Raw genomic sequence first — 25,157 nt, 5'->3', positions numbered from 1 at the left:
CTCGGTTGAGTCGGCGTTTTTCGATACAACTTAGCGGCTAGCCATGAACAATCACATTTTGTTGAACTAACGCATCTAAGATGTCATCAGGCATGGTACTAACAAGAGTCAGTTGCGGAGCAAGGTCTTCAACTAAGATAGTTTGCTGAGTAGTGCCCATACCATCAGGGTTTATCGTTAGCTCAATATTACTGCCGTCTACGACTTTAGCGTCTATCTGTTGTAACAACACCCCCATGTCTAGCGTCGCATTTTGCAGCTCAGGTAATACTTCTCTCAAGTCAATGGTGTCGCCCTCAGACAAGTCAAAATCGGTAATCGTATCTTCAACACCATCTTGGATATTAAGCCAGACAAAAGAGTCCATGCCGTCGCCACCTGTCAGGATGTCGAAGCCATCACCACCGATTAAAGTATCATTGCCGTCACCACCAATCAGCTCATCGTTACCGCTACCACCTTCAAGACGGTCATCCCCACTACCGGCTTCAAGAACCGCATTGCCACCATCCCCAATCAACTGCACGTCGTCGGATGTCGCACTGAGGTCGATATCAGTAGCATCCGCAACAATAGTGAGATTGAGATCGATCTCAGTAGACGTGGCTCCCGGAGTGATAACAGCGTTACCATCATCCAACTCCGATGACACAGCTTCAAGCTTGATAGTATGCGGTGTAACAGCTTGCGGGAGGTCAACGATCTGTAGGCTATCAATCGCATCGGCGGATGCAACCCATACTCCTCCATTAAGAGAAACAGTACCCGCGCTACTAATTACAGAAGCACCTGCTGGCACATCTTTGATATTCAACGTCAGAACTTCATTAATGTCAGCCAACGCCGCCACAATACCTACCAATGGAATGCCGCTCGCACTGGCAGTTTGGCTTGCCGTAATATTGCGAACGTAATTCAATGCAGGATCAATCGACAGGCTTGGCGTGTTGGCCACTGGCGTTACCTGAATCGTGAACTCTTGCGGTGGTGTCTCAATAATGATGCCTGATGGGTTACCACTGTCTTCCGCCACAACTTGCAGTTTAATGCTGTTCGATGGAATGTACTGGGTATCAACAAACACACCTACAGGATTGGTTGGCGTGTTAAGAATCGCATTAATGTCCGCAGGTGTCCCTTCTAACATGATTGAGTTTGTACCTTGCCCGCTCACAGTCACGGTAGTCGTGCCCGGCAATGTTGCTGATAGCGTACCAAAGTCGACACTCAAGGTGACTGTCATGAAATCCCCCGCATGAACACCAACGTAATCAGGGTCCGCAACGGTGATACCACTGATCAACTGGTCAACATCTTCGTCGATCGTAAACGTGACATTGTCACCATTAATAATCGGCGAATCATTAACACCTGTCACTGTTAAGCTCAAATCTCCGGTATCTGTTAAGAAGTCATCAGTTCCATTGGTTTTCCCATCATCTTGAATGGTGTATGTGAAGCTGATATCGCCACTAATCGCATCGTATTCATCATTCGCATCAAACACCCAGTATGGGCCAGTAATCGATGGGTCATCAACACCACCACTATTTTCAAAGTACTGCAACTGGCCTTGACCTGATGTGAGGCTAACATTTGTTACTGTTAAGTTGTCCCCCTCAGGGTCACTCGATGCAGCAATCAAATCTAATGCTTTGATAACGATTTGATCATATTCAGCAATCGTTCCTAAATCGATATTAGGAGCAACAGGCATGTCGTTGACTTCTGTAACTTTAATCTCAAACGTGGTTTGGTTGGTTAACGGGCCCGAAGAGCCATTATTACCACCATCATCGACAGTGGCAGTAACTGTCGCTACACCGCCCTGATTCAAGTAATTCTCGTCGGCGCCCAACTCAAATCTGACGCTACCACTGTCTAGTGCATTATTAATATTGGCTAAGGTGCCAGAAAGAACGATTGAGGTACCCGTTGTTGGTGTTGAGGTTACTCCCGTAGAAGAGGTATAGCTCAACGTGCCTTGATCAACCGAAAGCGTGAGTGTGTATATCGCACTTGGGTCATCATAGACGGCATCAGGATCTTCGATTTTGAAGCCCGACATATCACTCAAGGCAACAGAGGTATCTTCTGGTGTCTCTAAGTTCTCAATATTGACGAAGATTGGTTGGTCATTGATTGGATCAATAACCAAATCCACGTTGAAAATGGTTTCTGTACCTAAGTACTCGGTGTTATCGGCATCCGTATCCACTGAGCGTACAGAGATAGTCAAGGGCGCATCAATGCCCAGTGCGTTACCCGCTTCTGAATTGTGCTCACCAGAATTGAATACAATCTTGTCGAGTTCGGTTGCATCTACATCTAGCGTCCAAGTGTCACTACCCGCATCGTAGGTGCCTAACGTTGTTCCATCTGGATACAAGATTGAAGCATCAGAAGGCACATTGCTAACCACCACACGGATAGTCTCTGGGTCATTCTCGGTCATAAGTCCAGGTGCAGACGCCTCATTATCAAGAATGCTCGCATTGATTTCGATATCAATGTTTTGACCTTCCAATCCTGAAACAGAATCAGTGGGATCCGTATCAATATCGTCCCCTACCGGTAATACATGTACTTGGAACTTCGGCAGCGTACCTGCGTTGGTTGGTACACCAAGCAGAGACTCTTGCGTAAAGACTTCAACACCAAATTCAAAAGTACCGCTGAAGTCTTTCGGAGGTAGTACCGATACTTCACTCAAATCAAATGAATTCGACACGCTAGATGGCAGTTGAACACTCCACACGCCTCCGCCATTATTCTTAACGGTAAAATCAGAGCCGCTATCTACTCTAAATTGGAAGCCATCAGGCACATCAGTGAACTTGATTGAGACAAACTCTTCCGAACCATCGAGATCGGCCAAGGCAATTGATACAGGACTTGAACCTGCAAGTGAGATCTCCTGATCCTCATCACCTGTGATTTCGATGATATCAGGGTCACTTCCTGGCCCTGTAATTTGAACATCATCCACGACAGGAACAACATCAAAACTCACCACCGTTGAGAAAGACTCACTTGTTGCATCTTCTGTTGTGCTAGAACCACCTTCATTAAAAGTCGCAGTATCTAAAATGTTCCCGCTCACAGTAACGCTAACCGTACTGACATCAACACCATTGACGTCATCATAAGTCGGGAAGTTTTCTTTCGGTCTAAACAGTACGCCTGACAAAGCGCCATTTTCAATTTCACTTTCAGTGAAAGAGATGGTTGTACCGAGTGGTGCCCCCGTGCTGCTGTAGAACTGCCCATTGGTTGTATCAGTTAACGTTAATGTGATATCAGTGAAACGCTCATCACCGCCTTCAACGCCATTAACTTGGTCTGCAACCGAACCGGAGAAATCAAGCACGATATAAGTATCTTCATAACCCACAGCTTCAGCACCCGGTTGACCGTCAATATCAACTGGGTTCAACGAATCATCTAAAGAGCCCGTGATATCTACAGAAATACTTGGCGCTACATCGGTTACCGCAGACACTTTAATGACGGCGCTGGTATCGAGTACCTTCTCATCACCCGATATTAGATCTTTGGTGATCACCGTAAATGGCAACTCAAAGTCACCTGAATAGTCGGCAGGTAAATTCAGTACCAAGTCGGAGAAATCTGGCGTTACACCTTGTACCAAAGTGGATTGGTACACATATTCTCCGTTAACAAAGTCGATCTCACCACTACCACCGATGCTAATATTAATGGTTGTTTCGTCAGGGTCGCCTGGGTTAACAACCACGGTATCATCAATCACTATGGTGATTTGATCATTAAACGCATCTCCACCGCTGAAGCTAATAATGCTCTCAAGGGCATCACCAAGCATCACTTGAACGTCTTCAACCGCGTCAATTGTTTGATTTGGTGTCGCCGAAATATCTGCAGCAATTTCTCCACCGCCTGCAATGTCTTCTGGGAAGGTTAGCGTCACTTCACCTTGTCTTTGAACAATTTGGGAGTTCTGATCACCGGCCTCATCTCCTAAGTCCTCGACTTGCGTGAATACGGTCATTTTGATGCTGCTGGTGTTCGTATTTATCCCATCATCATATGGGGCAGTGAGATCTAGACCTTCAGGAGCGCTAATCGTAAACGCATCTTCATCTGTCACCACCCAGCGACCATTACCCTCATATACAGCACCAGTAACAAGTAGCTGACTTAACACTTCTTCAGGTAATGCTCCATCTGACGTTGTGTTCAGTTGAATGACAACCTCGTTAACCACTTCATTGATAGCGAACTCAGGCGAGACATCTTCTTCTTTGTAACGGATAACGTACTCACCATCCAAGATCTCAACACCACCGCCATCTACAGCTTGGTTATCGCTATTGGTCGTGAATTTAATTACCCCAGCGTTATCAGAAGTAATTGATGTTAATTCACCAGTGCCGTCTTCATTGGAGAAAACAATAAAGTTCTCGTCAACATTATCTCCGTCAGGATCTTCAGGTTCCACGACAGGTACAACTTGCACTGTAATGGTGCCCTCAATTGCTGGGTTAGCAACTACTCGTCCGCCCTCACCCACAATAGCATCATCGGTGTACTCGAAATCTCTCTCCTCCATCTCGACGACGGTTGTCAGCGTAAAGTCTTCACTCGAGTTTTCTGGTGGTGTCATCTGAATGAAGTCGTTGGCCAAGGCGATCTGAGTAAACTGCGCTGGTGTTTGAGAGGCATCTTTCGGTGTAATCACTAAAGTACCTGGAACGCTATCATCAACCGTAACATCCCCATTAACGACCGCGGTGACTCCTGCAGGGATTCCATTAATGGTTATAGACGTGAAATGCTCATCATCATCTATGTAATCAGCACCTTGCGGATGCCAATCGATATTAATCGCAGTATCTTCATTGCCAGTCGTTGTATTACCGTAAGTTGCTGACGTATCGATTCTAGGTTCAACCAATATTCGAACTTCTTGATCGAACGTTAAGGTGTGCCCATCGTTTTCAGTAACAACAACCTGTCCTTTGATATGAATGTTCTCTGTGGATGAATCAACGGGGCGGATTCGAATACCTGAGGTGATGCCCTCCTCCGTTATATTCGCTTCGTAGATTGGCTTATTGAGATCTGGGTTCCCATTGATGTCATCTTCATAACCGACGAAGTTAAGGTCGATAACCGTGCCATCACCATCTTCGATAACTACGCCCTCTGGGATACCTGACAAGATAACGGTAATCGCTTCTGAGCCATCGCCAGCAAGAGGGGAATCAGCTGGATCATCAGGTCTTCGCTCACCAGACAACACAGTAAAATCGAGAACAGCGAAACTGTCTCCGTTCTGGCTCTCTTGGATTGTGGTTTGCACGCCGCTTGCTGTGCCATCTGTAATTGCCGTCCAATCTGTACCATTTGTTCCTCCGAACGGCACATCAGCAACACCAATCACTTCAATATTGACCGTTTTTGGACCAAAGGTAATTTCATCAACCACGGTGCCAGTTGATAGAGAAGCTTCATCTTTAACTACGCCTAAGACACTAAAGCTGAAATCCTCGTTGCTGTGCTCTTTAGGAATCACTTCAACATTAGCAAGTTCAGAGTAAAGAATTTCTTGATAGTCGACACCGTTAACATTCACGGTAGGCACCACCGTGTTTGTACCTAACCAATAAAGCTCAGCACCTTCAGTAATATTGTTGATTCGCACATACAATGTTTCTGATGTATCTGCATCTTCCGACGCTGTCATGGTGATAACTTCATCAAGTGTTAATGCAACTCGATTACTTGGATCGCCAACAACATCAGGGTCAAGAATATTATCCTCATTAATCGTTTTGCGATTGACACTTAGCGTACCCAAGTCTGCGTCTGGCAGTACGTCAATCACGATGGTTCGCTCGTCAGAAGTCGCAAACTGTTTGCTATTCGCACCGCTATTGTCGCTATCTAGGAATGGATTGGTCGTTTCTTCCGTCAAAGCCACCACTTTAAAACTAATGGTGCCCGAAAAGTTATCAATTGGGTCAACGACGGTGCTATTAATGTCTGCTGCATCAATAATATATGGGCCACCAACAGGCCCTATCGGATCACCGGAGCTATCCAATAGAGTAAATTGACCGGCACCTTCCTCTACCGTGAGCTGATATGTGAGTGTCTCTGGGCGTGAAGTGTCTTGAGAGTTAGCTTCAAGGTTAAGAGTGATGGTATTTCCATCCTCAGTTACCGGTATTTCTGTGCCCATATTGTCAGTATCTGGGAGGTAGGTGTACGTGCTATTTACGTCATCCCACTCCGCTTCGTCGGCTACCGCCTCAATTTCAATTCTAAAGTTAGAGGTAACGGTATGATCAAATGAGCCATTCTTATCGATCTCCAATTCATAGTTAATTCTGACGCCATTTTCGCCGGTGCTAAAGTTTCGGTCAGGTACAAAGTATAGGTTTTCGATAGTGGCGATCGTATCTCCTGGATTGTTTGGATCATACGGGTCTGGCACAAAAGTCTGAACAATGTTGGCGCCATCTAGAACAAAATTACCATCCACATCGGTCGCCAATTTCACATATTCGGAACCATCAAAGTAATAGAAAGTGCCTCTATGATTGGTATTGTCGAAGATCTTCAGTTGACCAATTTCTTCACTGTTGTCTTGGTCATAGAAATTGACTTGTAACTCAACTTTAGCGGGCGTATCAGACAGACCATCTTGATTGTCAAAGGTGTTTTCTAGGTCTGTTGGTTCGCTACCTGCAGCGTAATCAATTGAAGGGTCACGACCTATATCCTCAGTAGTGGTCACTTTCAATGAAACAGCCGTTGAGTCACGATCGACAATAGTGATGTTCAAAGGTGTTTCAGAGGTATCCAAGTCCCCATCGGTCGCGATCACATTAATCGAGAAGTTGATTTCATCGCCATTGTGCTCTAGATAACTATTTGCTCTGAACTCAACCTCGCCGTTAGAATTGATACGCAAACGACCTAACTCTCTCTCATCGACAACATTGCCTCCAGCGTCGTACTCCTGTTCATAAACACGCACCTGCTGGCGACCTGAGTTCAGATCATAAGTATCAGTTTCTGTGTCATTCGGCCTTCTTCGAAATACGATGCCGGTATCACCATCAGAAGTTCCCTCTATTTGCGTAAGCACGGTGCCATCAGCACCAGTATCTGTTGCAGTGGCGAACATGTTCACTTTAGAGCCGTTGTAATTCTGCCCTTCAAGACGAGTAATCGATTGAGTCGTGACAAGAGGCACATCATCCGTCACTGATAGGTTAAGCGCGATAGCGTTAGACTGATCGCCATCGAAATCTTCTGCGACCACAGAGAAGTTAAGTGGAATACTGTTTTCTGTATCCGCATCTGGGTGTTTGAGCGGCTTAAACAGTTCAAACTGATAACTGTTGTCACTAGTATCAAACACAATCTCAAACACAGCTTCGTTGCTTGTTTCTGTTTGCGCTGTATAGGTAAAGGTTGTGCCACTTTCGACAACTGCTAGCCACTCTAAGCTTTCGCCTTCCGAGGTCAGCCCTGTTATTACGGCATCTGGGTTCACCAATTCATACAGAACCACACCATCAGCGCCTTCATCAATGGTAAACAAACCATTAATAACGGTATCTTCAGATTGATCTGAACCAATTCCCGCCAAGTCATCTTCATCAACTACCGTTTCTCCAGTTGGAGCCGTCATGGTTGGGGCATCATCCAATACGACGATTGGTAGTTCGTATTGATTCGAATCATCACCATCACCATCAACCGCTACCACGTCGAAAGGTATGGTCAGCGTATCGAGGTTTGTTGGTGTCATGGCATGATTTAGTGGGCCCAATAAGGTAAAGGTATAATCGCCGTCATTGGTCAATTCCAGAGTAAAGATTGGCGTATCAGTAGTGTCGGTCACACCTTGGTAAGTCGTTGTATTGGCAGACCCGGATATCTTGTTAATTTCGATACCTTCACTTCCAGACGAAAGCATCGCTTCCAAAGCCGCTATGTTGCGAAGTTCGTAAGCATCTACTTGGTCTGCCCCTTCAGTTGTCACGAACGAGCCTGTCGCCTGGGTTGGGTTACCAATGTCCTCCTCATCAACAATGAAGGTACTGCCAACACCTGTATCTGTAATTTCAGGTACGTCATCAGTGATCGTCACGCTGAGTGGTGTCATCGTTGAATCTGTTTCATCGGTATCAACAGCGTAAACTGGCAGTGTAAACACTTGATCGTTATTACCCTGCACGTCGGCATGATCGATCTCTTGCAGTAGTGTAAAGGTGTACTCTCCTAACACTGACTGTGAGAAGCTAATTTTAAAGATTTCGACTTCCGGTCCAAGAAGAGGGTCTTCTGTAGTAAAACCTATATAACCACCAGAAACGGAAGGATCTTCTTTTAACTGAATAGCAAGCCCATTTGATTTCAGCGATCCTCCAACATTGAACTCAGTGGTCTCAATACGGAAGTAGCTTACGTCATCACTCCCTGCTGTAAACGAGATCTGCTTGGTGTCACTCACTGGTAAACTTGGAGAAGAACCATCCGCTAAGTTCACTTCGCTCAAGCTTACTGGCGGAATGAGATTAATCGTCGGTGGAGCACCATCACTAATTATTAACCTTACGGTTGCGTCTTCTGGGTCGAGATCTTGGTCTCGAGAGTTCACAACGATGTCCTTGATGATGTCGCCATTTTCATGGTCTAGATTTCTGTTTGGCTCGAAGCGAATGTCGCCATTCAACTTGATATACAGTGTCCCTTCAGGATAAACAAAAGCTTGCTCACCAGTATCGTTTTGATTCAGTAACTGTTCCGCTCCGCCATCATAAGTAAACCCAATGACTGTTGAACCATCCGCACTTGGTCCCGTTATGGTTTCAAACACATCGCTAGTCACAGTACCTGCAGTCGGCTCTGTGACTGTTAGATCCCCTGACTGCATGACCTGAACATCATCACCAATGATAACTTCAAGTGGTTTAGGGTCCGAAATGTCACCGTCTGTGTCTTGAGCGCGAACCGATAAGTCAAAGCGGATCTCGTTGTTTCCGTCGCCATCTGGATGATCCAAATGCTCCAAAAGCGTGAAGGTATATTTGCTCGGAATTAAATCGTCAAACGTTAAGGTGAAAATAGGGACTTCGACGCCCGGTGATACCGTGGTAAACGCCAAATAGTCGCCCGAATTTACTGGGTCTTCTCGTAGATCAACCACCAACCCATTTGACCGGATCGTCCCACCAACATTAAACAACGACGTGTTGACGATAATTTTCGCAATGTCGTCACTGCTAGCAAACGTTGTGATGGTATTGGTTTCACTAATCAGGTTGGAGTCTGGAGAAGAGCCATCGGATAGGTTACTTTCGGATAAATTCACTCCTGGAACTACGTTCAGTTCAGGGTCTTCACCATCGATGATGGTCAATCGAACACTCGACATGAAGACATCGTTGTCAAAATCTGAGGAAGTGAACACGACATCTTTGACGATGTTCCCGCTTGAGTGATCGAGATTTCGATTAGGTTCAAATCTCACATCACCATCTAACGTGACAAACAGTGAACCTTCCGTGAAGGTAAACTCTTGTTCACCGGTAATAGTTTGATCGAGCGAGATCGCTAGCCCACCATCGTAGGTAAACTGAGTAATAGTCGCGCCGTCGGCACTCGACAATGGCATCACATCAACCGTTGCCGTCGTTGGTGTACCTGAAGTTGGTTCAGTAATCGTTAGGATGCCATCCTGCATTTGCTGAATGTCATCTTCAATCGTTACCACAATATCGCGTCGTGTTGACTCAGAATCATCCGTATCAACCGCATAGATAGGTAAGCGGAAATTCAGGTCGTTGTAATTAAGGCCATTAAGATGATCGACCGCTTCCAATAAGGTAATGGTAAATTGACCCTTGTTGACGCTATCGAAGTTGATAGTAAAGATGTCCGTTTCTGCACCTAAAGCATCAGTGGTGAAACCGACATAGTTACCTGAATCCGCGGGTTCTTCTTTTAATTCAACAACTAAACCATTCGATTTCAGCAAGCCACCAAAATTGAAGTCATTGGTATCTATGCGGAAATGACTAAAATTGTCACTCCCTTCGGTATAAGTGATGGTGTGAGTCGAGCTTACTGGACCAGATGTTGGCATCGAACCATCGGCTAGATTAACTTCAGACAAGTACACATCTGGAACGATATTGATGACAGGATCTACGCCGTCCGTGATCGTCAAGGTCACTGTTGCTGTTTCAACATCTTTGTCGAAATCGCTGGTGGTTACAACGATACTACGAACAATATCACCATCAGAATGATCGAGGTTTCTGTCTGGTTCAAAGCGTACAGAGCCATCTAACTTAACGAATAGTTTCCCGTCAGCTACCGCAAACTCTTGTTCAGTGAAGTTCGTTTGATCCAGAGTAAACGGTCCGTCAGTTCCATACATAAATTGAGTAACCGTGGCGCCATCTGCACTGTCTGTTGGCATTACGTCAACAATGCCTGTACTTGGCGGACCGCCAGCGCCAGAGGTCGTAACAGGCTCTACAATGCTTAAAGTTCTGTCTTGCGTTTGCTGTAGATCATCGGTAATGGTGACGTTCAACGATGACGAAGCGGAATCTGTATTGTCAGCATCAACCGCTATAACAGGAATATCGAAATCTAACATATTGGCAAGGCTAGCATCAGCATGATCCAAAGCTTCTAACAAGGTAAATGTATATTGACCAAGATTCGTGTCTGAAAACTCCAACGTGAAGACATTCGTTTCAACATTTGATGCGTCAGTGATAAAGCCGACATAGTTTCCTGAATCAGCAGACTGCTCTTTCATTTCAACTGTCAGACCATTTGACTTCAACGTTCCTGAAGTATTGAAGTTCGCGGTATCTACTCTAAAATCTGTCACGTCGTCACTACCTTCCGTAAAGGTAATAACTTTTGTTTCACTGACCGCGGTACCCGTAGAGGCAGAGCCACCGTCTAGATTTGCTTCATTCAATGCAACATCAGGAATGATATCAATCACCGGTTCGTCGCCATCTTCTATTGTCAACGATACTGAAGTGCTGACAATGTCACCATCGCCATCAATAGAATTCACCGAAATGGTTTTAACGATATCGCCACCAGAATGGTCGAGATCGGACACAGGTTCAAATCGCATGCTACCGTCAATTGTGACGAATAGCGTGCCTTCGTCATAAGTGAATGATTGTTCGCCGACGATATTTTGGTTTAGTGTTTGTAAAGCCTCGCCATCGTAGCTAAAACTCGTAAGCATTCCACCATCTGCACTGCTATCAGGCATTAGATCAATGGTATTAGATGTTTCAATGCCGGTTGAAGGCTCTTTGGCCGTCATAGAACCAGCAACTAATGATTGGATATCATCGGTGATGGTCACTGACAGCGGTGACATTAACGAATCATCACCATCGGTATCAACGGCATAGACTGGTAGATTAAACGTTAGGTCGTTATTGCCTTGAATAGGTCGATGATCGATGGCTTCTAAAAGAGTGAATGTGTATTCACCTAAAGTAGAGCTGCTGAAATTGACTGTGAATACTGTAGTCTCAACATTTGAAATATCAGTGGTAAAACCAATATAGTTGCCCGACCCCGTTGGCTCCTCGCGGATCTCAATGATCAAGCCATCTGATTTGAGTGAGTCATCGGTATTAAACTCCGTCGGCTCTAATCGGAACTTCTCTACATCATCACTTTGGCTAGTAAACGAAATGGTCTCCGTTTGGCTTACTGCGCCAATGATTGGAGAAGAGCCATCGGCTAAACCTGCTTCGGCAAGTGTTATGCTTGATACAGATTCAATGGTTGGAATATCACCATCAGATATCGTTAACGTTACCGTCGCTGTTTCTACATCGACGTCACCATCGCTAGAGGTGAACACTAAAGACTTAACGATATCGCCAGCTTCGTGGTCTAAATCTCGGTTTGGCTCGAAGCGCACATTACCTTCGATGGTGACGTACACATCGCCTTCGGTGAACGTGAACTTCTGCTCCCCCGTGATGGTTGAGTCTAGAGTTTGAGCCGCACCACCATCGTAAGTGAACTGGGTAATTACCGCCCCATCAGCGCTTTGGGCTGGCATCACATCAATGGTGTTGGTGGTCACAGTACCAGCAGCCAAATCTGCGACGGTTGGCTCAGTGATGTCGAGTGTGCCGTTCGCCATGATTTGAACATCATCACCGATGGTGACTGACAGTGGTGACATGAGTGAATCATCACCATCGCTGTCCACAGCATAGACTGGCAAGTCGAAAGTCAGCTCGTTGTTATCTAGACCATCAGCATGGTCTAACGCTTCAAGTAACGTAAAGGTGTATTGACCAAGAGTGGTTCCCGAGAAGCTCAGTGTAAAGACTGGCACTTCCGTTCCGCCGTCATTAATGAAACCAACGTAGTTACCAGAATCTGCTGGATCTTCTTTTAGCTCTACCGCGATGTTATTTGAGGTTAACGCACCGCCAATATTGAACTCTGATGGTTCAAGTCGGAACTTCTCAACATCATCACTTTGGTTGGTGAACGAGATAGTTTCGGTTTGGCTGAGCGCAACACCACTTGGTACAGAGCCATCGGCAAGCTGCGTTTCCGATAGCGACACGCTTGGCACTGATTCAATGGTTGGGATATCACCATCTGTAATCGTCAGCAGAACCGTTGCAGTTTCGACATCCACATCACCATCGCTCGAAGTCACCACAATCGATTTCACGATTGGACCACTTTCATGGTCGAGGTCGCGATTCGGCTCGAAGCGTACATCACCTTCCAGCGTGATAAATAGAGAACCTTCGGTGAAGATGAACTCTTGCTCACCAGAGTCATCTTGATCAAGCACCAGGGGCGTTCCACCATCGTAAGTGAACTGAGTAATGGTCGCGCCATCAGCACTCTGCTCTGGCATCACATCAATCGTGGTTGTGGTCACCACCCCAGCCGCCAGGTCGGCCACTGTCGGCTCTTCGATGGTCAAGACACCATTACTCATGCCTTGCTCATCATCTTCGATGGTCACGGTGAGTGGCGACATTGCAGAGTCATCGCCGTCACTATCAACGGCAAACACAGGAACATCGAAAATGACCAAGTTTTTGTCCAAACCATCTTCATGGTCTAACGATTCCAGAAGCGTAAAGGTGTACTGGCCTAAATTTGTGTCAGAGAAACTGATGGTAAAGACGTTGGTTTCAACATCGGACGCATCTTTAACAAAGCCAATGTAATCACCAGGGCTGGTCGGGTCTTCTTTGATCTGAACCGCTAAGTTATTCGCTGTTAAAGCACCTAACGTATTGAACAAGGTTGGCTCAATACGGAACGAGACCACATCATCACTTTCATCAGTAAACTGAATAACTTTCGTGTCACTGACCGCAGAGCTCGACGGATCAGATCCGCCTGTTAAATTCGATTCAGACAGTGAGATAGGCGGAATCACATTAATGGTCGGTACATCACCATCAGTAATCGTCAGTGTGACCGTAGAGGTCAGAACATCGTCGTCGCCATCGCTAGATGTGACAACAATGCTCTTAACAATATCGCCAGCCGAGTGGTCTAAATCTCGGTTTGGCTCGAAACGCACTTCACCTTGGGTAGTGATAAACAGCGAGCCCTCTGTGAAGGTAAACTCTTGCTCAGAACTATCCGTTTGATCAAGCGTATAAGCCGTACCATCGTAAGTAAACTGAGTGACGCTGGCACCATCGGCACTTGCGCTAGTTAACACATCGAAGACTGATGTGGTTGGAGTGCCCGATGCTAAGTCAGCGACAGTAGGCTCTTCGATACTCAGAGCCCCGCTCACCATCACTTGGACATCATCGGTTATGGTCACTGACAGCGGTGACATTAACGAGTCATTACCGTCAGTATCAACGGCGTAGACTGATAGATTAAACGTTAGATCGTTATTGCCTCGACCATCCTCGTGATCAATGTTCTCCAACAACGTGAACGAATATTCGCCAAGAGTCGCAGCATTAAAGCTTAGTGTGAAGATCTGCGTTTCAACATTAGTTGCATTGGTCGTGAAACCAACGTAATTGCCCGAGCCTGCTGGGTCTTCTTTCAAATCTATTGGAAGTCCGTCGAATTTCAAAGAGTCATCACTGTTGAACTCGCTTGGCTCTAATCGGAACTTCTCTACATCATCGCTTTGATTAGTAAACGAGATGGTCTCTGTTTGGCTTACTGCGCCAATGATTGGAGAAGAGCCATCGGCTAAATCTGCTTCGGCAAGTGCGATACTTGGTACTGATTCAATGGTTGGAATATCACCATCAGATATCGTAAGCGTTACTGTCGCCGTTTCTACATCAACGTCGCCATCACTTGAAGTAAACACTAAAGACTTAACGATATCGCCAGCTTCATGATCTAAATCTCGATTAGGCTCGAAGCGCACATTACCTTCGATGGTGACGTACAAATCACCTTCCGTGAATGTGAACTTCTGTTCGCCTGTGATGGTCGAGTCTAGGGTTTGAGCCGCACCGCCATCGTAAGTGAATTGGGTAATCACCGCCCCATCAGCACTTTGAGCTGGCATCACATCAATGGTGTTGGTGGTCACAGTACCAGCAGCCAAATCTGCGACGGTTGGCTCAGTGATATCGAGCGTGCCGTTCGCCATGATTTGCACGTCATCACCGATGGTGACTGACAGTGGCGACATCAGTGAATCATCGCCATCGCTGTCTACGGCATAGACAGGCAAGTCGAAAGTCAGCTCGTTGTTATCGAGACCGTCGGCATGGTCTAACGCTTCAAGTAACGTAAAGGTGTATTGACCAAGAGTGGTTTCCGAGAAGCTCAGTGTGAAGACTGGCACTTCCGTACCGCCGTCACTAATGAAGCCAACGTAGTTACCAGAATCTACTGGATCTTCTTTTAGCTCTACCGCGATACTATTTGAGGTTAACGCACCACCAATATTGAATTGGGTTGGTTCAAGTCGGAATTTCTCAACATCATCACTTTGGTTGGTGAATGAGATAGTTTCAGTTTGGCTAACCGCAACACCACTTGGTGCAGATCCATTTGCAAGCTCTGATTCAGACAGCGACACGCTTGGCACTGATTCGATGGTTGGGATATCACCATCTGTAATCGTCAGCAGAACCGTTGCAGTTTCGACATCCACATCACCATCGCTCGAAGTCACCACAATCGATTTCACGATTAGCCCCGACTCATGGTCAAGGTCGCGATTCGGTTCAAAGCGCACATCGCCTTCAAGCGTAATAAACAGGGAGCCCTCGGTGAAGATGAACTCTTGCTCACCCGTATCGGTTTGGTCGAGCACCAGAGGCGCACCACCATCGTAAGTAAACTGAGTGATGGTCGCGCCATCGGCACTTTGCTCTGGCATTACATCAATCGTGGTTGTGGTCACCACCCCAGCTGCCAGATCAGCCACTGTGGGCTCTTCGATGGTCAAGACGCCGTTGCTCATGCCTTGCTCATCATCTTCGATGGTCACGGTGAGTGGCGACATTGCAGAATCATCGCCGTCACTATCAACCGCATACACTGGCAAATCAAAGCTGAGGTTGTTGTTATTTAAGCCATCTTCATGATCTAACGCTTCAAGTAGCGTGAAGGTGTAACGCCCTAGCACAACGTCATCAAAGTTGATGGTAAATACTTCAACTTCTTGATTTAGAGCATTGGTTGTAAACCCTGTGTATTGACCAGAATCCGCAGGAAACTCACGAAGCTCAACCTCTAAACCATTCGAAGTCAGCGCACCTAAAGGATTGAACTCATCAGTCGCAATTCTAAAGTGATCAACATCGTCACTTTGGTTAGTAAATGTAATAGTCTCTGTTTGACTCACTGCTGAGCCACTTGGGGCTGAACCATCAGCAAGATTTGATTCTGAGAGTGAAACAGGAGAAATGACATCAATAGTCGGTACATCGCCATCGGTAATGGTCAGCGTAACCGTAGATGTAAGAACATCGTCGTCACCATCGCTAGAAGTCACAACAATGCTCTTAACAATATCACCAGCCGAGTGGTCTAAATCTCGGTTTGGCTCGAAACGCACTTCACCTTGCGTGGTGATGAACAGCGAACCCTCTGTGAAGAAAAACTCTTGCTCAGAGCTATCCGTTTGGTCGAGTGTATAAGCCGTGCCGTCGTACGTAAACTGAGTGACACTCGCACCATCGGCACTTGCGCTAGTTAGCACATCAAAGACTGATGTAGTTGGCGTTCCCGATGCTAAGTCAACAACAGTAGGCTCGTCGATACTCAGAGCTCCGCTTGCCATCACTTGGATATCATCGGTAATCGTCACTGACAGCGGCGACATTAACGAATCATCACCATCGGTATCAACGGCATAGACTGGTAAGTTAAACGTTAGATCGTTATTACCTTGAATCGGATCGTGGTCAATCGCTTCAAAAAGAGTAAACGTGTATTCACCTAACGTTGTTGAGCTGAAATCTAGTGTAAAGACCGTAGTCTCTGCATTCGAAATATCAGTGGTAAAGCCAATGTAGTTGCCCGATCCTGTTGGCTCCTCGCGGAGCTCAATGATCAAACCGTCTGATTTGAGTGAGTTATCGGTATTAAACTCCGTCGGCTCTAATCGGAACTTCTCAACATCATCGCTTTGGTTGGTAAATGAGATGGTCTCTGTTTGGCTTACTGCGCCAATGATTGGGGAAGAGCCATCGGCTAAATCTGCTTCGGCAAGTGTGATGCTTGGTACTGATTCAATGGTTGGAATATCACCATCAGATATCGTAAGCGTTACTGTCGCCGTTTCTACATCGACGTCGCCATCACTTGAGGTGAACACCAGCGATTTCACTATATCGCCAGCTTCGTGGTCTAAATCTCGGTTTGGTTCGAAGCGCACATTACCTTCGATGGTGACGTACACATCGCCTTCGGTGAACGTGAACTTCTGTTCGCCTGTGATGGTTGAGTCTAGAGTTTGAGCAGTACCACCATCGTAAGTGAACTGGGTAATCACCGCCCCATCAGCGCTTTGCGCTGGCATCACATCAATGGTGTTGGTGGTTACCGTACCAGCAGCCAAATCTGCTACGGTTGGCTCAGTGATATCGAGCGTGCCGTTCGCCATGATTTGCACATCATCACCGATGGTGACTGACAGTGGCGACATCAACGAGTCATCACCATCAGAATCCACCGCATAGACAGGTAAATCGAACATTAACTCATTGTTATCTAAGCCATCGGCATGGTCTAACGCTTCAAGTAGTGTGAAGGTGTATTGACCAAGAGTGGTTCCCGAGAAGCTCAGTGTAAAGACTGGCACTTCCGTTCCGCCGTCATCGATAAAGCCAACGTAGTTACCAGAATCTACTGGATCTTCTTTTAGCTCTACCGTGATGTTATTTGATGTTAACGCACCGCCAATATTAAACTCTGATGGTTCGAGTCGGAACTTCTCAACGTCATCACTTTGGTTGGTGAACGAGATAGTTTCAGTTTGACTGACCGCAACGCCACTAGGTGTAGAGCCATCGGCCAGATCAGATTCAGACAGCGACACGCTTGGCACTGATTCGATGGTTGGGATATCACCATCTGTAATCGTCAGCAGAACCGTTGCAGTTTCGACATCCACATCACCATCGCTCGAAGTCACCACAATCGATTTCACGATTGGACCACTTTCATGGTCAAGGTCGCGATTCGGTTCAAAGCGCACATCACCTTCAAGCGTGATAAACAGGGAGCCTTCGGTGAAGATGAACTCTTGCTCACCAGAGTCATCTTGATCGAGCACCAGAGGCGTACCACCATCGTAAGTAAACTGAGTGATGGTCGCGCCATCCGCACTCTGCTCTGGCATCACATCAATCGTGGTTGTGGTCACCACCCCAGCTGCCAGATCGGCTACTGTCGGCTCTTCGATGCTCAAGACACCGTTAATCATGCCTTGTTCATCATCTTCGATGGTCACGGTAAGTGGCGACATTGCAGAGTCATCACCGTCACTATCAACGGCAAACACAGGAACATCGAAAATGACCGTGTTTTTGTCCAAACCGTCTTCATGGTCGAGCGCTTCCAGAAGCGTAAAGGTGTACTGGCCTAAATTTGTATCAGAGAAACTGATGGTAAAGACGTTGGTTTCAACATCGGAAGCATCTTTAACAAAGCCAATGTAATCACCTGAATTGTTTGAATCTTCTTTAATCTGAACCGCTAAGTTATTCGCTGTTAAAGCACCTAACGTATTGAACAAGGTTGGCTCAATACGGAACGAGACCACATCATCACTTTGGTTCGTGAATTGAATGACTTTGGTATCACTGACTGGTGAATTGCTTGGAGCTGAACCATCAGAAAGGTTGGATTCTGAAAGTGAAACAGGCGGAATCACGTTAATTGTCGGTACATCACCATCGGTAATGGTCAGCGTAACCGTAGAAGTAAGAACATCATCGTCACCATCGCTAGAAGTCACAACAATGCTCTTAACAATATCACCAGCCGAGTGGTCTAAATCTCGGTTTGGCTCAAAGCGTACTTCACCTTGGGTGGTGATAAATAGCGAGCCCTCTGTGAAGATAAACTCTTGCTCAGAACTATCCGTTTGATCAAGCGTATAAGCCGTACCATCGTAAGTAAACTGAGTGACGCTGGCACCATCGGCACTTGCGCTAGTTAACACATCGAAGACTGATGTGGTTGGAGTGCCCGATGCTAAGTCAGCGACAGTAGGCTCTTCGATATTCAGAGCACCGATCGCCATCACTTGAACATCATCGGTGATCATCACTGAAAGCGGTGACATTAACGAGTCATCACCGTCAGTATCAACGGCATAAACTGGTAGATTAAACGTTAGATCGTTATTGCCTTGAATCGGATCGTGGTCAATCGCTTCAAAAAGAGTAAACGTGTATTCACCTAACGTTGTTGAGCTGAAATCCAGTGTAAAGACCGTAGTCTCTGCATTCGAAACATCGGTGGTAAAGCCAATGTAGTTGCCCGACCCTGTTGGCTCCTCGCGGAGCTCAATGATCAAACCATCTGATTTGAGTGAGTTATCGGTATTAAACTCCGTCGGCTCTAATCGGAACTTCTCTACATCATCACTTTGGCTAGTAAACGAAATGGTCTCGGTTTGGCTTACTGCGCCAATAATTGGGGAAGAGCCATCGGCTAAATCTGCTTCGGAAAGTGCGATGCTTGGCACTGATTCAATGATTGGGATGTCACCATCAGATATCGTAAGCGTTACTGTCGCCGTTTCTACATCAACGTCGCCATCGCTTGAGGTGAACACTAAAGACTTAACGATATCGCCAGCTTCGTGGTCTAAATCTCGGTTTGGCTCGAAGCGTACATTACCTTCGATGGTGACGAACACATCGCCTTCGGTGAACGTGAACTTCTGTTCGCCCGTGATGGTTGAGTCTAGAATTTGAGCCGCACCGCCATCGTAAGTGAACTGGGTAATTACCGCCCCATCAGCACTTTGAGCGGGCATCACATCAATGGTATTGGTGGTCACCGTACCAGCCGCCAAATTTGGCTCGGTGATATCAAGCGTGCCGTTCGCCATGATTTGCACGTCATCACCTATGGTGACTGACAGTGGCGTCATGAGTGAATCATCACCATCGCTGTCTACGGCATAGACAGGCAAGTCGAAAGTCAGTTCGTTGTTATCTAGACCATCAGCATGGTCTAACGCTTCAAGTAACGTAAAGGTGTATTCACCAAGAGTGGCTCCCGAGAAGCTCAGTGTGAAGACTGTCACTTCCGTACCGCCGTCATTAATATAACCAACGTAGTTACCAGAATCTGCTGGATCTTCTTTTAGCTCTACAGCGATGTTATTTGAGGTTAACACCCCACCAATATTGAACTCTGTTGGTTCAAGTCGGAACCTCTCAACATCATCACTTTGGTTGGTGAACGAGATAGTTTCGGTTTGGCTAACCGCAACACCACTTGGTGCAGAGCCATCGGCCAGATCAGATTCAGACAGCGACACGCTTGGTACTGATTCGATGGTTGGGATATCACCATCCGTAATCGTCAGCAGAACCGTCGCAGTTTCGACATCCACATCACCATCGCTAGAAGTCACCACTATTGATTTCACGATTGGACCACTTTCATGGTCGAGGTCGCGATTCGGTTCAAAGCGCACATCACCTTCAAGCGTGATAAATAGGGAGCCCTCGGTGAAGATGAACTCTTGCTCACCCGTATCTGTTTGATCGAGCGTCAGTGGCGCACCACCATCGTAAGTAAGCTGAGTGATGGTCGCGCCATCGGCACTCTGCTCTGGCATCACATCAATCGTGGTTGTGGTCACCACCCCAGCCGCCAGATCCGCCACTGTCGGCTCTTCAATGGTCAAGACACCGTTACTCATGCCTTGCTCATCATCTTCGATGGTCACGGTGAGTGGCGACATTGCAGAATCATCGCCGTCACTATCAACCGCATACACTGGCAAATCAAAGCTGAGGTTGTTGTTATCTAAGCCATCTTCATGATCTAACGCTTCAAGTAGCGTGAAGGTGTAACGCCCTAGCACAACGTCATCAAAGTTGATGTTAAAGACTTCAACTTCTTGATTTAGAGCATTGGTTGTAAACCCTGTGTATTGACCAGAATCTGCAGGAAACTCACGAAGCTCAACCTCTAAGCCATTTGAAGTCAGTGTACCTAAAAGATTGAACTCATCAGTCGCAATTCTAAAGTGATCAACATCGTCACTTTGGTTAGTAAAAGAGATGGTCTCTGTTTGACTCACTGCTGAGCCACTTGGGGCTGAACCATCAGCAAGGCTTGATTCTGAGAGTGAAACAGGAGGAATGACATCAATAGTCGGTACATCGCCATCGGTAATGGTCAGCGTAACCGTAGAAGTCAGAACATCATCGTCACCATCGCTAGAAGTCACAATAATGCTCTTAACAATATCACCTGCCGAATGGTCTAAATCTCGGTTTGGCTCAAAGCGTACTTCACCTTGGGTGGTGATAAATAGTGAACCCTCTGTGAAGGTAAACTCTTGCTCAGAGCTATCCGTTTGGTCGAGCGTGTAAATAGTGCCATCATAAGTGAACTGAGTGACGCTGGCACCATCAGCACTTGGCGAAGTCAATACATCAACCGTACTTGTCGTAACTGTGCCTGCGTTCAAGGCTGCTTGATTCGGTTCTGTCACGTTCAAGCCGGCATCTTGCATAACCTGCACATCATCATTGATATTCACAACCAGTTGACTAATTGCGGTTTTATCACCATCCGTATCGATGGCCAAAATAGGAATATCAAAAGATAACAGGTTGTTACCTTGTATAGGTCTATGATCAAACGCTTCGAGTAGCACAAACGTAAAATCACCGATGTTTGTTTGATCAAAAGTCAGTGTGAATACAGGTGTTTCAGTGTTTGATATGTCAGTCGTGTAGCCAAGATAACTACCCGAACCTGCTGGCTCCTCTCGAATTTCAACGATCAAGCCATTCGATGTTAACGAATCATCTCGATTAAACTGCCCGACCACAACTTCGATTCGTGCGACGTCATCGCTCGCTTCAGTAAATGAAATCGTATTCTTTGAGTCGACAGAAACGCCACTAGGTGCCGAACCATCAATAAGGCCTGATTCGTCGAGCGTGACACTTGGAACATTATCAATGGTTGGATCATCACCATCAGTAATCGTTAAGATGACTGTTGCCGTGTCTATATCGACATCACCATCACTTGATGTCAGGACCACCGTTTTAACGATATCACCATTGGCTTGGTCGAGATTACGATTCGGCTCAAAACGCACATCGCCATCAAGTGTTACGAAAAGCGAGCCCTCTAAGAATTGGAACTCTTGCTCACTCGTATCGTCAGGGTCCAACGTTCGAATGGCACCATCGAAAGTAAAGCGTGTTATCGCGGCACCATCCGCACCTTGTACTGGAAGAACATTGATTGTCTCGGTTGTCACCACTGACTGCGTCAGTACCGCTAAAGTCGGTTCTCGAATACTTAACACACCATTTTGCATACTCTGCAAATCATCACCGATGGTGACGGCCAGCGCAGCGCCGAGTGAATCATCACCATCAGAATCGACCGCATAAACTGGAAGTTCGAAAGTGAGTTCGTTATTCGACTGACCGTCGGCATGCTCTAACGACTCAAGCAGTGTGAAGGTATATTCACCGAGCGTGGAACCAGAAAATTCAAGGGTAAAGACTGGTGTTTCAGTATTTGATGCGTCCGTTACAAAACCAATATAGTTTCCAGAACCTGCTGGCTCCTCTTTCAAACTTACAACCAAGCCATTCGACGTTAACGCACCGCTGGTATTAAATTCAGTACTCTCAAGTCTAAAACGAGCGACATCATCACTACCCGGCGTAAAGTCTATGGTTTGGGTTGAGCTAACATCTGAGCCCGTTGGAGATGAACCAGAAGCTAAGTCTGGCTCTTGCAAAGTAACACTCGGTATATCGTTAATGGTTGGGATTTGACCATCAGTGATAGAAATTTGTAGTAAAGAAGAGTCTGTATCACCATCGCCATCAACCGCGTTAAACGTAATGTCTTGGATGATGGTTTCATTCGCTGAATGATCTATATCGCGCGCGACCACAAATGTAATATCACCGTTCAAAGCAATATTGAGCGTACCTGCATCAAACACGAAAGCTTGTTGAACCGCAGCATCTTGTTGAAGGTCTAGATTATATGTTGTGCCATCGTAGACAAAAGACTGTACCGTCGCATCATCAGCACCAGTGAAGTTGAATACGTTATAAGAAACCGTTGATTCACCCACTAGCGTTGGCTCATCAAGTGCGACACTGTTATCAATTAACTCGACAACATCGTCCACTACCGTCACTACTATCAGAGCAGCTTGAGCTTCCCCTGAACCACCAGCCAAAGAAGAACGATCGCCGTCTGTGTCAACGGCATAGATAGGTAACTCAAAACTCAATTCTGCATCTTGCGAGCCTTGATGAGTAAGCGAATCAATAAGTGTGAACTCATAGGAACCTAATACTGGACTATCGACAGCGACTTCAAAAACGACCGTTCGCACGCCATCTAAAATAACGAAACCCTCGTAATTTCTCACGCCATTGACTTCACTAACTAACTCCAGCGCAACAGGCTCTCCGTTAGAAAGTAGACTGCCATCGGTATTAAACTCCAATGGTTCTAGTTCATGATGGTCAATGATATCACTGGCGAAGGTATCTGAATCAACAGAGCCCGAACCTGTGACCGTTCCTACGCCCTCTTCTGAGCCGCCAACAAGGCCACTCTCTTGGACGGAAATTGGATCGACTGAATTGACCGTTGGTCGGTCGCCATCCGAGATCGTGATATTTAAAGTGCTCACCACCGAGTCTTGGTCGAAGTCAGTGATTGTAACGGGCAGTGAAAACTCGAGAGAGTCAGAGCCAATCTGTTCTATCGGTTTGAACTGTTGGAAGTGGTATTCGCCGTTCGTGTCCACTGACACCGTTAAAACAACCTCTCCTCGTCCTAAAATAGACAAGGTAATTTCGGTACCGTCATCTGAAAGTTGCGCGAGTGTATTTTGGTTATCACTCAAAATACCATCGAATTGAGACAGCGAAGACGAATCAAATACCACAGACGCGAGACGATCACTCTCAATAGAAACCAAGCTACCCTCAATCAACGTCGTGTTAGTTTCTGGATTAGTAATCGTGACTGTCTCAGGAATTGGGTCGGCACCATCTAAAATAGCGACACCAACAGAGATAGGTGCTGCGATAGCATTACCACCTATGTCAGCACCTTCGATGTCAAAGGTAAGAGTGATTTGGTTATCAATGTATGAAACTTGCCCATCGCTCACCGAAGGAACATGATCAATAGGAGCAGACAACGTGGAAGTAAGCGTCAAGTTTACATTCGAGCCTGAGCTGATGGTGTCGATATCAATGCTCAGCACTTCCGCACCATTTTGAGTACCAACAATGGCGTTTTCAGTAGCATCATAAGCAAACTGAACCGCAACGCCACCGGACGTAATGTCATTGTTAAGTTCGCTAAGCAGAGTCGACAAGGAAGCAGCAGTTGGTACAAAAGAGTTAGGGTCTAAATCGAGGCTACCACTTTGAATGAGTTGACTTGTAGAGATAATTTGAGGATAGGTTCCTTGAGATAGTGAGCCTTCCGTTAAACTTTGAGAAAAACTTTGCCCGCCCGATGATGCCGTGACGTCAGTTCTAAATCCATCGTCATCTTCATCAACATCTTCTTGCGCTAACGCTGAGGTTTCAAAAAACGTTGCAGGTCGCGTTTCGGTATAATTGTAATCAATGGTCACAAAGCCTGCGTTGGCAGAGCCACTAGCTCCCCCAGCAGCAGTCGCTTCTAATATCTCAGTAGGATCTTCCCCTGCTAGAATTGCCTCTTGAATCGCTGCAATATTATCGGCATCGAATGCTTCATTCCCCGTTTGAACAAAGTCTATTTCAACGTCGCCACCGACAGGCTGCTCTCGCCAAGCGAATGCATCATCAAGACAGCCGACACAATTCTCGTCAACATTCACCTCGCCATTCGCTTGAACAAGCACCAACTTAGCGCCTTTCGAGGTAATGATAATCTCATTGTCACGAATGGTGTCGCCCGCTTTCAATTTTCGGGCGCTACCATCTGGGCGCATGACAACCACATCACCACTTACTTGCTGAACTATTGCTGCGTTACGCAAAACTTCGACATCCATATGTCCCCCTAGATGCACGAATCGATGTTCTCAAATCGTGCAAAAAATTTTAGTAAGCGCGAATTGGGCTGCTACTTAAATTCAGCCTCTGTTTTATCTCTAATTATCAATCTTTAAGTTATCGAGCTCTGATTTTGTTCTTGCTCTCTGTTTTCGAACTCAATTACTGTTAAGACTAGTATTTCCTTAAGAAAATTCCATTTTTGGTAGCAATCGGCCACATATAAAACAACATGCTCTTAATTAATGTGCTTTCTAATAATAAGTCAGTGCAAATAAGGACTTACTATTCTCATTATTGATAAACGCACTGACTTGGGTAATTTGATCTCTCGTGCATTCACTCGATACGTGGGAATGGCAACGTATGCGTCCT

The 25,157-nt window shown here is 46.1% G+C and carries 1 protein-coding gene; it reads right to left on the bottom strand.

Annotated features, from left to right (window positions below; all coding sequences use genetic code 11):
• Positions 1-37: 37 nt before the first annotated feature.
• Entirely contained in the window at positions 38-24,781 is a 24,744-nt protein-coding gene (locus OCV50_RS06145) for a retention module-containing protein (protein WP_261903979.1), read from the bottom strand.
• Positions 24,782-25,157 lie beyond the last annotated feature (376 nt).

It is taken from the genome of Vibrio fortis, assembly GCF_024347475.1.
Lineage (GTDB): Bacteria > Pseudomonadota > Gammaproteobacteria > Enterobacterales > Vibrionaceae > Vibrio > Vibrio fortis.
Note: the sequence above shows the minus strand (reverse complement) of the source record. Positions and strands in the feature narration are given on the sequence as shown.